This is a genomic window from Nocardia niwae NBRC 108934 = DSM 45340, from assembly GCF_001613465.1.
Lineage (GTDB): Bacteria > Actinomycetota > Actinomycetes > Mycobacteriales > Mycobacteriaceae > Nocardia > Nocardia niwae.
Genome location: NZ_BDCK01000023.1, coordinates 120,394 through 135,592, shown reverse-complemented (window position 1 = coordinate 135,592; position 15,199 = coordinate 120,394). Strand labels below are relative to the sequence as shown.

Below are 15,199 nucleotides of genomic sequence, written 5' to 3'. Positions count from 1 at the left end.
CCGTCAGCGCAACCTGGCCGCGAGCCCGTCGAGGACGACGCCGAGCTGCCGTTCGAACCTGCTGTCACCGTCGTCGCGGAGGTGCCCGGCGGCCTTGACCAGATCGGCGCCTGCACCCAGCCACTCGTCGCGTTCGACGAGCGAGTACCGGGCCGGGTCGGCGCCGGCCGACTGGCTGCGTTCCTGTTCCTCGATAACGAAGCCGACGACGTACGCGGTGACCAGGTCGAGGGCATCGTCCGCCTCCGCCAGGGAGAACCCGGCCGCGGTCAAGCGCGCGAGCCAGGACTCCTTCGCTCTCACCACGTCGGGGTCGGAGAAGCGCGTGCCGCTGAAGATGCGCGCGCCGTCCCGGTGGCGCAGGTATTCCGCGCGCAAGACGCGGGCGTAGGCGGCTAGGTCGGCACGCCAGTCGGCGCCGGAAGCGATGGCCGAGAGGGCGTCGGTGACGCGGCGCATCACGAACGTGCTCATCTCGTCGAGCAGTTCCTGCTTGTTGCGCACATGCCAGTACAGCGCCGGGGCCTTCACCTGGAGCCGGGAAGCCAGCGCGCGGACGGTGAGCGCGTCCATGCCCTCGTCGTCGAGCAGCTCGAGCGCCGCCGCCACGATCCGCTCCCGGGTGATGCCCTTTGCCACGGTTGACACCTTAACAAAGTTCAGGCAAGGTGAATGACGCGGTAAACCTAACTTAGTTAAGGAGACTGGCATGCGTGCTGCAGTCGTCAACACCCCAGGAGCGACACCGATCTGCGCGGACTTTCCCGACCCGGAACAGCGGCCGGACCGGGCGCCGCTGAGACTCGTGGGCGCGGGTCTGCACCACGTCGTCCGCGGGCTGGCCTCCGGCCGCCACTACGGCAGCGACCACGCCTACCCCCTCGTGCCGGGCGTCGACGCGGTGGCCCGGACCGACGACGGGCGGCTGGTCTACACGGGCCTCGCCCGGGCGCCGTGGGGAACGATGGCCGAACAGCTGGTCACCCCGTTCGAGGTGGAGCTGCCCGCCGGGGCCGATCCGCTCGCGACCGCCGCCGGCGTGAACCCCGCCTTGTCGGGCTGGATGCCCCTGACCACCCACCGCAAGGAGACGGGCGAACTCGGCACCGTGCTGGTGCTCGGGGCGACCGGCCTGTCCGGCGGCCTCGCCGTGCGGGCGGCGATGTCTCTCGGCGCGAAACAGGTCATCGCGGCCGGGCGCGACCACGCGGCGCTGGAGCGACTGCGAGATCTCGGCGCCGTCACCGTTCCGCTCTCGGCCCCCACTCCCGTCGCCGGGGCCACCCTCGCCGCGGTCGTCGCCGAGGCGCAGCCCACGCTCGTGCTCGACTTCGTGTGGGGTCCCGTCGCCGAGGCCACCTTCGCCGCACTGGAGAAGCGCGGCACGGACGACGACCGCACGGCGATCGACTACGTGCAGATCGGCTCGCTCGCCGGAACCGAGGCGGCGTTGCCCGCGGCTCTGCTGCGCGGCAGGCGAATCCGGATCAGCGGCAGCGGCGCGGGCTCGGTTTCGAAGGCCGCGATGATCGCCGAGCTTCCCGATGTCCTCGCCAGGTTCGCCAACGGCACCTTCGACGCGCCGTACACCGACTACCCGCTCAGCCGCGTCGGCGAGGCCTGGGCGCATCGAGGGCGCACCCGTGCGGTCGTCGTCCCGGACTGACCGGGCCGCCGCTCGAGAAGGGAGGAAACGGCGCCATACGGAAATGCCCGGTGGTCGTCGGGCTCGGGATCACCGGCCTGTCGCGGTGATCGGACTGCGGCAGACCGGATGGCACGCGGTTGTCGCCGAACGGGTCCCACCGAAGGCGCTCGGCGCGTTCGCTCTGCCTACGAACGACTTTGGGCTCGGAATATCTGAAACGCCCCATGTTGTTCGTTCGATGACACGATTATGTTGCCGGGGCGGCCGCGGAGGAAGTTGACATGATCGACGGAATGGTTGTCGCCACATACGTGGCTGCGGCATTGGGAGCGACGGGCGGACGGGCCGTGGACCCATCGCTGGATCAAGGATTGACCGCTCTCACCGGCGCGGTCACGCGCGGGCTCGGACGGCGCGCACTCGACGACCTCGATCAGAACCCGGACAGCATGGCAGCACGCCGCCAACTCGCCGATCAAATCGAACGCGCGGCGGCCGCCGACGCGGAATTCGCCGGCGAACTCGCGGCCCTGCAAGCCACGCTCGGCAGGCTGAACGGCGCAACCGTGATCAACACCGCGACCCACGGCAGCCGGATCGTCACCGGCAGCAAAGGCATCACGGCCGGAGGCAGCATTCACAACACCACTTACGACATAGCGTCGGATGAGGATCTGTCCCGAGCTCCGAGCTGGACCAAGGCACTGTTGTGGATCGGCTTGACGTTCGTCGGTATCGGCTTCGTCGGCGGTCTGATCGGCATGTCCCAGGGCGCGTCGGTGTCGGGACAGTTCGATTTGCTGCCGTTCTTCCTCATCGGCGGTGTTCTCATGACCTTCGCCGAACTCGGCGCGAGAACGTCGACGCCCAGACGCCGCCGGTAGGTCGCAACCAGTTCGAACGCTCGGTCGCCCTGCGGTGATCCAGCCGGTCTGTGTTGCGACCAGTGAGATCCGCGGGGAAATTCGAGCTCGTCGCCTGCGGCGGTTTACTGGAAGACTACTGGATCAAGACATTTTCGCCGGTCGGTTGAAAACAAGCCGCCGGTATGGCTTTTGGATATCCACGGTGCGCGATCGTGTCCAACTCCTGGCATTCAGACCGCTAACTCCAGGGCTGGTAACGAATTCGGTGCGATCGATCTTCAGTCGGAATGTATGAAACAACGCCGGTGGCCCGTTCGATGAGATGATTGTGCTGCCGGGGCGGCTGTGGAGGAGACTGACATGATCGACGGAATGGTCGTTGCCGCATATGTGGCTGCGGCGCTGGGGGCAGCCGGTGGACGATTGGTCGACCGATCACTGGATCAAGGACTGACGGCTCTCACCGGCGCGGTCACGCGCCGGCTGGGACGGCGCGCACTCGACGACCTCGACCGAAACCCGGCCAGCATGGCAGCACGCCGCCAACTCGCCGATGAGATCGAACGCGCGGCATCCGCCGACGCGGAATTCGCCCGCGAACTCGCCGAACTCCGAGACCGACTCGACCGGATGAACGGCTCGACCATCATCAACACCGCCACCCACGGCAGCCGAATCGTCACCGGTGGAGATGGCATGACCGCTGGTGACGACGTCTACCACACGACCTACGATTCTCCGGCTCCAGGCGATCTGTCGCGGGCGCCTCTGTGGAGCAGAGTCCTGATCTGGATCGGCACGACGATCGGCGTAATCGGCTGGGCGCTGGCCGGAATCGCGATTGCCCAGCACACCCCGGGCCACATGAACGATGCCACAAACGGTTTCGTGGTCTTCATGATCGGAGTCGGTATCGCGCTGGTGGGTCAATACGGTGCGAGCACGTCGACACCCCGACGGCGGCGATGACGCTGAGCCACCACCGGTGGCGTGGACACCACTCACCGAGTCCACGCCACCGCCGGTCCGCTGCTCGAGGCTAGGCGTTCCACCGCCAGAGCCGACTTCGTAATGCCACCATCCTTGCGCGCCCCACGCGGTCAGGTACGTCTCGGGCAGCGCGGCCAAGACCTGCCAGGGCAACGCGGTGGCGACCGGCATCAGCAGCGAATTCGGCAGCAACGCGTATTCCGCGTAGCCGCCGTCGACTTCCCGGCCCATCTCACCCATCACCGCCGCGACGGCTCGTCCCCTCCGGTAAGCCTGGATCGGTCGACGCCGCCACGATTCCGACGCATTCGATCCCGAGGACACGGGGAAATGTCGCATTCGGCGAATGCCCTTGCCGGGTTCTCAGCTCGGACCGGTTCGAGCCCGCGCCCTTCACCTGGATCAGGCTCCAGCCCTCCCGGACGGGTGGTATCGGCACCTTACGGATCTCCAGCGTCTCGGGACCACCCGGGCGGACAGCCTCCCTGGCCCGCCTCCTGCCGGCCCATCCGGCCGTGTTCACTGCCTCCGCCCTCGCCCGCGAAGCCCTGCTCGGCTTCACGAGTCCACGCGACAGCGACCGCGCCGCGAGCAACCACGACCGCGCCGGGTTGTCCTCGATGAACTCCACGAAGCACCCGAACAGCCGCTGGTCCTGCCGGAACCGCGCGACGACCGGTTGCACGCCCTGGCGCGGATACTGCGCGAGAAGCCCGCCGGCAACAGCTCGCTGACCGAACTCGGACGGACGATCGGAGCCGGCGCCCGCACTCTGAGCAGGCTGCTCCACAACGAACTCGGGATGACCTTCTACGAGTGGCGTAGCCAGCTGCGCATCTATCACGCGCTCGTCCTGCTCGCCGACGGCCACGACACGACGTATATCGCTCACGCGTGCGGGTGGGCCGATCCCAGCAGCTTCATCGCGGCCTTCGCCGAAATCGTCGGCACCACAGCCCGCCGCTACCGAGCAACCTAGGCTCGGATCAGCGGCTCGCCACCCCGGCGCGCCGGACATGTTCGCCGACCGGCCCGGACAGGAGCCAGCTTGCCCATCGAGCACGAAGCCAAGATCCTCGACATCGACCCAGTCGCCGTCGAACAGCACATCCTGGACAAGGGTGGACGCAAACTCGGCGAGCGTTTCATGCGCCGCTACGTCTACGACATCACGCCGGGCGATGAGTCGAAGTGGATCAGGCTGCGGGACAACGGGAACGGGATCACGCTCGCCGTCAAGCAGATCACCGGCGATGCCATCGACGGCACCCATGAAGTCGAGGTGGGCGTCGACGACTTCGCCACCACCAACGCCCTGCTCGAAACGCTGGGCTTCACCGCGAAGTCCTACCAGGAAACCGAGCGGATCAGTTTCGAACTCGACGGCGCGCAACTGGAAATCGACACTTGGCCCCGCATTCCGCCGTACCTGGAGATCGAAGCCGCGACCAAGGAGGAAGTGATCCGGGTCGCCGGGCTGCTCGGCTACACCGAAGCCGATCTCACCGGCGAGAACACGATCAAGATCTACGCACGCCACGGCATCGACCTCGACACCATCCGCGAACTGCGGTTCTGAGCCGTTCACGGCGGATGATGCGGCCTGGTGGAAGCCACCGCGCGCCGATCGCGTTGATGCGACCCACCGGCCGACGAGCGGGTCGTGGTGCTCGGCCGCACGAGCCGGTCCGGGTGCTGCTCGGATTGCGCGCCGGCGGGCCTGGGCGCGGTGGCGGTGCCGGTGTACCCCAACTCGTCACCGAGTTGCCGGAGATCCCCCGACGGCGTGGCAAGGACCGGAAGGTTGTGGCACGCTGTTGGTCTGACTCGATCGTCTTCGCGCAGGGGGAATTTCGGTGAACGAGCCGTCGCAGACGCAGGCCGTCGTCCTGGACCCGCGGGAGGTGCCGTCGGCACGCGCGGTGGCAGCGGCCCACGGCGTCGAGGTGCAGGAGGTCCCGCGGCGCGGAATCGAGCCGGTCACGACCGTGACCCTGCTGCTGATCGGCGCCGCGGCCGCCGTCGGGGCGGTATTGCACATCCTGGAGCAGCGCAAAGGTGGTCAGGTGATCGACCTGCGGCCGGGCGCGCCGAAGGCGTTCTACCGCACCCCGGATGTCGTGTATGGCACCGTCGTGATCGTCACCGTCGACGGCAAGGTGACCGTCGAGGTGAGGGAGCCGGAGGGCATGTTCGGCAAGGTGGTATCCACACTGCCGCAGTTGCTTTCCAGCGGCGGCAGCGCGGAGGAGGTCACTCGGGCGGTGACCGAAAGGTTCGGCGCGGACATCGCGATAGAGACGGCGGATATCGCGGTCGAGACGATCGACGGCGATCCGGCTCCCGAGGGGGGCGCGTAGGTGCACGGTGACGCCCAGCAAGCAGCACAACGGTATTACGAGCAGCTGCGGGCGGCACTGGAGGAGCCCGAGCCCGGCGATCTCGCCGGGGCCGGCCTGGCCGAATTCGAGGTCAGGGCGACGGAACTGCTCGAACGGATCATGCGGGACTACGCGGCCCCGGGGGTCACTCCGGAGCTCCGGGCGGAAGCGGAGCGTGTGGTCGCCCAGTTCATGCGCGGTCGCGCGGGCCGCGACGAGGTCAACGTCGAACTGCTGAGCAGAATCCAGGACCGGATCGAAGCGGCCATCCCGATCATGTTCCCGAACGGCTTGCCCCGGATCGGCGCGCGCCCGTTGGTGCGCCCGCTGCGAACCGGGCAGCTCAATGCCGTGTGCACGCTGACGCCGGGGCGCTCGGATGCCTACCTGGTGCTCGTCGAGGACCAGATGGAGCAGTTCTGGCACAAGCTGAGCGCGGCGGTCGCCTGGGCGATCCCGCGCGGCCCCGTGCACGACGGACATCTGCACGACTATCAGCTCGGTGTGTCCGCTGTGACCGAGCGGATCGAGTCCGATCCGGATGTCCTCGCTCGTTTCGTCGACGCCGTCACCGGTTACGCCGTGACCGGCCGGTTCGATCGGACCGAGTCCTATCCCATGCTGCCTCCGGGCTATCTCAACTTCGCGAACATGTTGGGACAGTCCCTGGAAAACTTCGTGATCGGCCACGAGTACGGGCACATCCTGCTCGGCCATCTGCACAAGACGGCGTCGAGCCGAGGTGTCCTGCCGATCGAGGACGTCGGCACGCTGACCTACTCGTGGAAGCAGGAACTCGAAGCCGACTTCATCGGCATGGGTTTGGCGATCAACTGCACCGACGCATATCCGGTCGAGTTGAGTTTTCTGGGCATCAGCCTGTTCTTCGACGCCTTGGACGTCATGGACCGTGCGGTGTCCCTGCTGGAAACCGGCGACGAGAACGTCCGCCAGCTGGGCTCGCACCCGCCGTCCTCGCTGCGCAGGCGGCGAATGCGGGAGTCGCTCGAGCAGCTGGCTCGCGTCGATGGCACGGACGAGCGGGAGAAGGCCGAACGGTTCCGAGGGGCGCTGAAGAACGCCGAGATCCAGGCGGACGTCGTGCGTCTGCTGTGGGAACGCACGCGACCGCGCCTGCTGGACCTGCGCGAGCGTGGCGTGCGACCCGCCCGCAGCTGGCGAACCATCCCGAAGGAAGCGCCTACGCCCGAGCCTCCGCTCGATCCGGGGTCGCTACCCCCTGACGAAGCCGCGTCGCACTACTACCGGAATCTGCTGGCGCGGACCGACGCTCTGCTCGGCGCCCGCGCTCGAGTCGAGCCGGCCGCTCTGGGAACCGAGCTGGATCGCTTCCTCCGCGTCGAGCGAGCCGACGATCCGCGAGCGGCGACGGTGCATCTGGGTCGCGATCCGCGAGACGTGGGCGACCTGTTCTCCGACGTGCTGGGCTGGACCCAGAGCGCGTTGCAGGCGCAGGTGACCGAATTTCCCCACCCGCTCGTCGGCCACCTCCGGACGGGTCGGCTCGACGCGGTGCTCGCACCCGTGCCGGGCCATTGGGCGACTCGGGGCACCTGCCTGATGCTCGTCGAAGACGAGCTGTCGCTGTTCGCGTTCAAGTTCGGTGCAGCAGTTCTGTCGGCCCTGCCGCAGCGGCGCACCGAGGCGAGCGGTCGAACCAGCTTCACCTTCGACGAGTCCGCCGCGGCCGAGCGATTGGATGCCGAGCCGATGCTCGTCGCGCGCTTCGCCGAGATCGTCAGCGTGTACGCCATGACCGGCAGCGTCGTCGGCCATGCGATCGGCGGGCTGTCGGGCGGTCCGCTCGACTTCGCCGCGGACCTGCGTGATTTCCTCCTCCGTTTCGTCCTGGGCCGGGCGTACGCGCACCTCCTGGTGCACGCCCATGGCGCGACGCCACGCGCGGAAATGCTGCCGGTTCCCGATGTCGAATCCCTCACGTACTCCTGGCAACAGGAGTTCCTGGCCGACGAGATCAGCTTGGGCATTCTCGCGACGGCCGGTTTCACCGACGCCGACAACATCGACTTGGTAGGCGCCTTCCTGGGCATCGGCTTGTACTTCGATGTCGTGGACGTGATGGATCGCGCGTTGTCGGTGCTGGAGACCGGTGCGGAGCGGGCGCGTCAACTCGGTTCCCATCCGCCTCCGGACGTGCGAAAGCAGCGCCTGATCGAGCTGCTGGTGACGAGCGCCGAATCGACACGCCCGCTGACCGGGGTGGCCGAGGCGCAAGGCAGGATCATCCGCCTGTTCTGGGACCGCGCCCGGCCGCGCCTGCTGGAACTGCACCGGCAGGGCGCACGTCCCGCCCCCATGTGGCGGACGATCCCGAAAGAGACGAATGCCGACGCCCCACGCGACCGCTAGAGACATGACCATCCGCTGTTCGCCGGCAAGGTAGTACGGATCGTCAGCGGAGACCGAACGCGTTGGACCGCTGGGGCAGCCGACACCGGGACGAGCGAGCGCCGACGACGACCCGCAGGCGGCGAAGTCAGCCGAAGTACTTGTGGAACCATGCGGTCAGTTCGGCTTCGCTCTTCGGTCCCTGATCCGGGTGATCGGCGCGCAGCGTGCAGAAATGTCCGGCAATCGCGAACTTCTGGTGGATCACGAACAGGCAGCTGGGGCCCAGCGCGGGGTCGGTGTTCGGATAGCAGAAGACGCGGCCGAGGACGTTGCCGTTCTGCCGCCAGGCGTCGTCGCCAGGGTCGCCGGTACCGCAGACATGGCCCGAGAACTGTCCGCGGTTCGCCTCGTACAGATACATCGCCGACTCCTCGTCCGGGAACCCGTAAAACTCCGCGGCGGGGAACCCGGCCTTCGTGCCGCAGCCCAGCACCGCGTCCACAGGGCCGGGCGGCGGGTCGGCATGGCGGCAATTGGCCGGGCCGAAATCACCGGCCAGATGGTTGAGCACCGCACGATCGGCCTGGGTGAAATAGTCGGGATCCCGGGCCATGTCGGAGGTACGGAATCCGAAACCGTTGCGAGCGGCCACATAGTCGCGGTGCGGCTGGTCGGCCGGATCCCAGAGGTACACCGCGGCGGCCAACGCCTGCTCGTCTGTCACCAGCAGTGCCGGACGCGGCGCGGCGGGATCGTCCACCTTGCTCAGGAAACACGATTTGCGGCCGACTTCCGCGCCGTCCCGCAGCATCGGTCCGTCCTGTCCCGGAGGGTCTCCGGGGCAATTGCGTCCCTGCAGGCCGGTGAGCAAGGAGGAGATGTAGCCGCGCAGCTGGTCGACGGTCCGGAACCGCAGGAACCGCGCCGCGGGATCGCTCGCGGCCGGATTCGCGGCACAGAACACCACGGCGGCGGTCGGTGGATCGGGGTTCTCGTGCACACAGTTCGCGCGTTTGTAACCAGAAGGGCCCACCAGTGACAGCAGCTCGATGTCCGGGCCGTCCGGAGCGCTCGCGTCGGGGACGGCGGCGCCGGTGGTGGGCCGGGTCAGCTCCCATCCGAGCAGGCCGAGCACGGCGGCCAGGAGGACCACACCCAGCAACGCGAGAACGCGCAGCACGCGTCGGCGACGGGGTCGCCCGTCGTCGCGGCCGCCCGGCCCGGTCGTCGCGCCGGACCGGTCTGGTGGCGGGCCCGCGGCGGTCGGCGGACCCTTATCCTCCGGCTCCGTCGGCGTCTCCGGGGAGCGGCTCGAGACGACCGCCGCCTGCGCGGCCGCTCCGAGCTCTCCTGCCGTGGCGTAGCGCGCCTGCGGGTCCTTGGCCATGCCGCGCGCGACCACCTCGTCCAATCGGGCGGGCAGTCCGGGGCGGCATTCATGCGGCCGTGGCGGCGGCTCGAACAGGTGCGCGGAGATGATCTGCGCTTCGGTGTCCTTCGGGAAGGGCCGCGAACCGGTGAGGCATTCGTACAGCACGCAGGTCAGGGCGTAGACGTCGGCGGCGGGGGTGACCGCGCGGGAGTGGAACCGCTCCGGCGCCATGTAGTGGAACGATCCGATCGCCGAGCCCGTGCTGGTGAGGCTCTCCCCGGTGGCCGACTGCGCGATACCGAAGTCCACCAGGTAGGCGAAGCCGTCGGGGGTGAGCAGGATGTTGTCCGGCTTGATGTCGCGGTGCACCAAGCCGTCGGCGTGTGCGGCGTCCAGCGCGGCGGCGACCTGCCGGATGATCGCGACCGCCCGCTCCGGCTCCAGTGGGGCCCGCGCGGTGAGCAACGCGCGCAAACTGTCGCCGCCGACGAGGCGCATATCGATGAACAGCCGGCCGTCGATCTCGCCGTAGTCGTGGATCGGGATGATGTGCGGTTCCTGCAAACGCGCCGCGACATGCGATTCGCGCCGGAACCGCTCCCGGAAGACCGGGTCGTCGTGCAGCCGCTCGGGCAGCACCTTCAGCGCGATGGTGCGGTCCTTGACGGTGTCGTAGGCCTCGAACACTTCGCCCATGCCGCCACGACCGATCAGGCGATCCAGGCGATACGGCCCGAATCGCGACCCCACCTCCAGCGTCTGACGTCGCGTCGTCATCTCGTCCTCCGTGACGGGGACCCGGAGGGTGTCCGGCGCGGACCGAGCCGAACGCCTTCCCGGGGCCGTGACCCGGGTTCCTGCGCTCAACTGTAGGCCGCGGCGCACCCCTTCGGCAGGCGTATCGCGCAGCGCGCCGGTCAGCAGCCGATTCGCCGTCGGCGCAGGTCCCGGGCCTGGTGGTGCGGTCAGAGCCGGCCCACGAGTCAGGATCAGCCGATCCGGAACACCCCGCTGCTCGAGGGTGTCGCGACCACCACCTCCAGATCGCGGCATGGACGCGGGGCACCGCTCGGCGAGCCGCCTCGCGGGAGCGGGCGTCCGGAGGCGCCTGCCCGGTCAGGTCCGATCCGCGGTGACGATGGAAAGTCCTGTCGCAGTGCGGTTTCGGATGCTTCGGCGATACGCGCCCGGCGCGGCCGCGAACTCACTGAGCGTTCGACCCGGCCGACTTTCCGAATTCCTTTGTCGCGCGGGGTATCCGATGGCCGGTGGAATCGAGGGATCGCACGCCTGCCTGACCCGGCCAACGCCGGAACGGTGCCGTCGTCGCTACCTTCCCGGTAGGCGGCACCCGTGCCGATCGCATCAAGCGCTGGTGGAGCACGCCGAGTCGGCTGGACACGATCGTCGAAACACCGGGCCGCACGGACTGCGTGTGGTCGACCGCGACACGAGTGCGCCAGGGAGCGGGCAGATTCGGCCGCCGTGGCGGCAGACGATCTCGAACCGCCCCGCCCCACCGTCTCTCGCTACTCGGCCGGGCGTGCACGGCGGTGCAGGGCCAGCTGGATCTCCAGCAGCAGGCGGTCGGCGGGGTCGTCGAGGTTCATGCCGAGGATGTCCTCGACCCGGCGCAGCCGGTAGCGCAGCGTGTTCGGATGCACGCGCAGCGCCGTGGCGGCGTCGCGCACGTCGCCGTGTGCGCGCAGGTAGGTCTCGACACTGTCGCGCAGGCTCGCGGAATGCTTGCGGTCGTAGTCCAACAGCGCGCGCAGCCGCGGATCGTGCAATTCCGCCCGGGCTCCGACGAGATCGAGCACTTCACCGAGCAGCACCGCGGTCCGCGCCTCGGCCAGGGTGGTCACCCGGCGCTGCGACGCGGTCGCGCCGGTGCGGTCCAGGACCCGATCGACTTCCGCGCGCGCCTCGGCCACCCGGCCGAGATCGGGCACCGGGCAGGCGATCGCGGCCCGGAGCGCCAGCGAGTGCCGGCCTTCGAACCCATCGATCAGCTGACGCGCCCAGGCCGTCACTGCCTGCGCGGAACGGTAACCGGGCAGCAGCACGTAGAAGCGGTCGCCGATCGTGGTGGTCACCGAGTCACCGCGAAAAGCCCCCGCACGCAGGCGGAGTACGCCGCCCACCGCGGCGCCCGGCGCCCGCTCGCCCGCCATGGGCGCGAACCCGATCACCGCCGCCGGGCCGGCCGAGTGCAGGTGCAGCGTGTTCGCGACCGCCGCGGCGTCGACCGTGGGCCCGCCCGCGCCGAACAGACGCCGGATCAGCAGCGCTTCGGTGGTCGGCGTGTCGAGGCTTCGGGAGATGAGGCGTGCCGCGATGGCCGCCGCGCCGCGCAGGATCTCGGCCGCGTCCGGGTGGAAGGGCCGATCACCCTGCTGCAGCCAGATCGCGCCGAGCACGCGCGGGCCGCGCGCCTGCGCGTCCGCGGGACGGCGGATCCCGATCACCAGCCTGCGCTTGATGTTCAGTTCGTCGTGCGCGGGCACGTCGACGACCTCGTCGGTGTTACGCAGCCGATCGAACACACCCCACTGCCGCAGCAGACTCAGATACTCCCGCGGGCCCTCCCGGCCGAGAATCGAGCGCACGCGCAACTCGTCGGCGTTCTCATCGGACGCCGAGTACGCGAGCACGTGCGACACCGGGTCCTCGATCGTCACCATCCCGCCCGCGTTGTCCGCGATCATCTGCGCCAGCGCGAACAGGTCGGTCTCCGCGGCGACCTGATCACCCTCCGCGCCCACGTTCCCGTCCTTCAGCCAACTCGACAACACACTTGCCCCATCTTTGTCCGATCGACTCATTCTCCGGGCAGTTTTCCGGTGTTGACTTCCCCCTACCGAAAAATCATCTAACGCCAGGAGGTTCCATGGATGCCGTCGTGTCCCCGCCCCCGCCGGTCAACGAACCGGTGGGCAGCTTCGCGCCGGGCACGGCGGAACGCGAGCGCCTGCGGGTGAAGCTGGCCGAACTCGCCGCGACGCCGACCGACGTCGCCCACGTCATCGGCGGCGCGCACCGGCACGGTTCCGGCGAGCGCATCGCGGTGGTGCAGCCGCACCGGCACGCCGCCGTGCTGGGCACGCTCACCACGGCAGGCCCGGGCGAGGTCCGCGACGCCATCACGGCGGCGAGCGCCGCGGCGCCGGGCTGGCGGGCGCTGCCGTTCGCCGAGCGCGCCGCGATCTTCCTGCGCGCCGCCGACCTGCTGGCCGGACCGTGGCGCGAAACCATCGCGGCGGCAACGATGTTGGGCCAGTCCAAGACGGCCTACCAGGCCGAGATCGACACGCCGTGTGAGCTGGTGGACTTCTGGCGGTTCAACGTGCACTTCGCGCGCCGGATCCTGGCCGATCAGCCGATCTCGTCGCCCGGGGTGTGGAATCGGATGGACTACCGGCCGCTCGAGGGCTTCGTCTACGCGATCACGCCGTTCAACTTCTCCGCCATCGCGGGCAACCTGCCCACCGCGCCCGCGCTGATGGGCAACACGGTGGTGTGGAAGCCGGCCGTCACCCAGTCGGTGGCGGCGTACTGGACGATGAGACTGCTGGAGGCGGCGGGGTTGCCGCCCGGCGTGATCAACATGGTGCACGGCACGGGCCCCGAGGTCTCGCAGGTGGCACTGGCCGACCGCCGGCTCGCGGGCATCCACTTCACCGGGTCCACCGCGACCTTCCGGCACCTCTGGCGCGCCGTCGCGGCGAACCTCGACCACTACGACGCCTACCCGCGCCTGGTCGGCGAGACCGGCGGCAAGGACTTCGTCGTGGCGCACAGCTCCGCCGACCCCGAGGTGCTGAGCACCGCCCTGATCCGCGGCGCGTTCGACTACCAAGGCCAGAAGTGCTCGGCCGCCTCGCGGGCATTCCTCCCGCGCTCGGTATGGAACCGGATGGGCCGCGAGTTCATCGACCGGGTCGGCGCGCTGAGCTACGGCGACGTCACCGACTTCGGCCACTTCGGGGGAGCCCTCATCGATCGGCGGGCTTTCGCCAAGAACGCGGACGCTCTCGCCCGAGCGAAAGCGACCCCCGGCCTGACCATCGCCACGGGCGGTCACGCCGACGACAGCGTCGGCTATTTCGTCGAGCCGACCGTGCTGCTCGGCGACGATCCGGGCGACGAGGCATTCCGCACCGAGTACTTCGGGCCGATCCTGGCCGTGCACGTCTACGACGACTCGGTCCGCGGCTCGTTCGAGTCCACACTCGGCCTGATCGACCGCGGCTCGCCCTACGGCTTGACCGGCGCGGTCATCGCCCAGGACCGCGCGGCGATCGGCACGGCCATGGACCGGTTGCGCTTCGCGGCGGGCAACCTCTACGTCAACGACAAACCCACCGGCGCGGTCGTCGGCCAGCAGCCGTTCGGCGGGTCGCGCGCGTCCGGCACCAACGACAAGGCAGGCTCGGCACAGAACCTGCTGCGCTGGACCTCCGCTCGCACGATCAAGGAAACCTTCGTTCCCGCGACCGACCACCGCTACCCGCACCAGGAGTTGTGATGGCCTTCTCCGGACTGCTGCGGCCCGCCCTGCTGGCGGCCTCCCGTTCCCCGCGCGTGGAGCGCGCGATCACCCGCGCCGCCACCACCAAGAAGCTGGTCGACCGGTTCGTCGCGGGCGAGACCGAGGGCGACGCGGTCGACGCGGCGTCGGCGCTGCTCGGCTCCGGCCGCTGCGTGACCATCGATTACCTCGGCGAGGACACCACCGATTTCGACCATGCCCGCGCAACCGTCGCGCACTACTTGCGGCTGCTGTCGGCGCTGGCCGAACTGCGCGCCACGGACCAGGCGCCGGTGCCGCGGCTGGAGGTGTCGCTCAAGCTCTCCGCCCTGGGGCAGTCGCTTCCACAGAACGGATACGCCATCGCCCGCGAACACGCCTACGAGATCTGCACGGCGGCGAAGGCGGCCGGAGTCTGGGTGACCGTGGACGCCGAGGACCACACGACCACCGACGCGACGCTGTCGATCGTGCGCGAGCTGCGGCTGGACTTCCCGTGGCTCGGCACGGTCCTGCAGGCCTATCTGAAGCGCACCGAGGACGATTGCCGGACCTTCGCCGGCCCCGGATCACGGATCCGGTTGTGCAAGGGCGCATACCGCGAACCCGCGTCGGTGGCCTACCAGAGCCGCTCCGCGGTGGACGAGTCCTACCTGCGCTGCCTGCGGATCCTGATGGACGGCAAAGGCTACCCGATGATCGCCACGCACGACCCGGCGCTGATCGATGCGGCGCTGCGCCACGTATGGGAAAGCGGCCGCAAGTCCGGCGATTTCGAATTCCAGATGTTGCACGGCATCCGCGACGCCGAACAGCGGCGCCTGGCCGCAGCGGGCCACGCACTGCGGGTCTACGTGCCCTACGGAGACCAGTGGTACGGCTACTTCATGCGCAGGCTGGCCGAGCGCCCGGCCAACATCGCGTTCTTCCTGCGCTCCTTCGGCCGCGACCGCTGAGCGGGCGCACGAACTTTATTTTCTTCAGCCGATCGATCTCCCCGTCCCTGTGGTCGTATTGAGGAGCACGAAAGGCGATCTG

Annotated in this window: 13 protein-coding genes; 9 read left to right on the top strand and 4 right to left on the bottom strand. The window is 69.1% G+C overall.

Annotated elements, in window-relative coordinates:
- Nucleotides 1–3 precede the first annotated feature (3 nt).
- On the bottom strand, nt 4–639 hold the full coding sequence (locus NNI01S_RS15565; protein WP_063020817.1) for a TetR/AcrR family transcriptional regulator C-terminal domain-containing protein: 636 nt from the start codon (nt 637–639) through the stop codon (nt 4–6).
- Between the two features lie 70 nt (nt 640–709).
- On the opposite strand from NNI01S_RS15565, the gene NNI01S_RS15560 reads away from it, so the two are divergent.
- From NNI01S_RS15560 to NNI01S_RS33595, 3 genes are all read left to right on the top strand, one after another.
- Nucleotides 710–1,666 (top strand): quinone oxidoreductase family protein, encoded by a 957-nt coding sequence (locus NNI01S_RS15560; protein WP_063020816.1) that lies wholly within the window; start codon nt 710–712, stop codon nt 1,664–1,666.
- 263 nt (nt 1,667–1,929) lie between these two features.
- Entirely contained in the window at nt 1,930–2,532 is a 603-nt protein-coding gene (locus NNI01S_RS15555; RefSeq protein ID WP_063020815.1) for a hypothetical protein, read from the top strand.
- Nucleotides 2,533–2,874: 342 nt separating this feature from the next.
- Nucleotides 2,875–3,483: a hypothetical protein gene (locus tag NNI01S_RS33595; RefSeq protein ID WP_157114810.1), complete on the top strand. Its 609-nt coding sequence runs from the start codon at nt 2,875–2,877 to the stop codon at nt 3,481–3,483.
- Nucleotides 3,484–3,736: 253 nt separating this feature from the next.
- Here the strand turns inward: NNI01S_RS33595 and NNI01S_RS35705 are convergent, their stop codons facing one another.
- Entirely contained in the window at nt 3,737–4,189 is a 453-nt protein-coding gene (locus tag NNI01S_RS35705) for an alcohol dehydrogenase catalytic domain-containing protein (protein ID WP_218019207.1), read from the bottom strand.
- On the opposite strand from NNI01S_RS35705, the gene NNI01S_RS35700 reads away from it, so the two are divergent.
- The 4 genes from NNI01S_RS35700 to NNI01S_RS15530 all read left to right on the top strand — a co-directional run bounded on the left by NNI01S_RS35700 (nt 4,184) and on the right by NNI01S_RS15530 (nt 8,276).
- Complete coding sequence (locus NNI01S_RS35700) at nt 4,184–4,483, top strand: helix-turn-helix transcriptional regulator (RefSeq protein ID WP_063020814.1); 300 nt, start codon at nt 4,184–4,186, stop codon at nt 4,481–4,483. The two genes, NNI01S_RS35705 and NNI01S_RS35700, sit on opposite strands and share 6 nt — an antisense overlap.
- Nucleotides 4,484–4,552: 69 nt before the next feature.
- Nucleotides 4,553–5,083 (top strand): class IV adenylate cyclase, encoded by a 531-nt coding sequence (locus tag NNI01S_RS15540; protein ID WP_063020813.1) that lies wholly within the window; start codon nt 4,553–4,555, stop codon nt 5,081–5,083.
- A 277-nt stretch (nt 5,084–5,360) separates the two neighbouring features.
- Nucleotides 5,361–5,864, top strand: a complete 504-nt coding sequence (locus NNI01S_RS15535) for a hypothetical protein (protein WP_063020812.1) — start codon at nt 5,361–5,363, stop codon at nt 5,862–5,864.
- Entirely contained in the window at nt 5,865–8,276 is a 2,412-nt protein-coding gene (locus NNI01S_RS15530; protein ID WP_063020811.1) for a M48 family metalloprotease, read from the top strand. It abuts the gene before it with no gap.
- A 127-nt stretch (nt 8,277–8,403) separates the two neighbouring features.
- Here the strand turns inward: NNI01S_RS15530 and NNI01S_RS15525 are convergent, their stop codons facing one another.
- Both NNI01S_RS15525 and NNI01S_RS15520 read right to left on the bottom strand, forming a co-directional pair.
- Nucleotides 8,404–10,407, bottom strand: a complete 2,004-nt coding sequence (locus tag NNI01S_RS15525) for a serine/threonine-protein kinase (RefSeq protein ID WP_063020810.1) — start codon at nt 10,405–10,407, stop codon at nt 8,404–8,406.
- Between the two features lie 752 nt (nt 10,408–11,159).
- Nucleotides 11,160–12,395 (bottom strand): PucR family transcriptional regulator, encoded by a 1,236-nt coding sequence (locus NNI01S_RS15520; protein ID WP_369689670.1) that lies wholly within the window; start codon nt 12,393–12,395, stop codon nt 11,160–11,162.
- Nucleotides 12,396–12,520: 125 nt separating this feature from the next.
- Between NNI01S_RS15520 and pruA the strand changes: the two genes are divergently transcribed.
- On the top strand, nt 12,521–14,158 hold the full coding sequence (pruA, locus tag NNI01S_RS15515; RefSeq protein WP_063020809.1) for an L-glutamate gamma-semialdehyde dehydrogenase: 1,638 nt from the start codon (nt 12,521–12,523) through the stop codon (nt 14,156–14,158).
- On the top strand, nt 14,158–15,117 hold the full coding sequence (locus NNI01S_RS15510; protein ID WP_063020808.1) for a proline dehydrogenase family protein: 960 nt from the start codon (nt 14,158–14,160) through the stop codon (nt 15,115–15,117). The genes pruA and NNI01S_RS15510 overlap by 1 nt, the downstream gene beginning before the upstream one ends.
- The last annotated feature ends 82 nt before the right edge of the window (nt 15,118–15,199 follow it).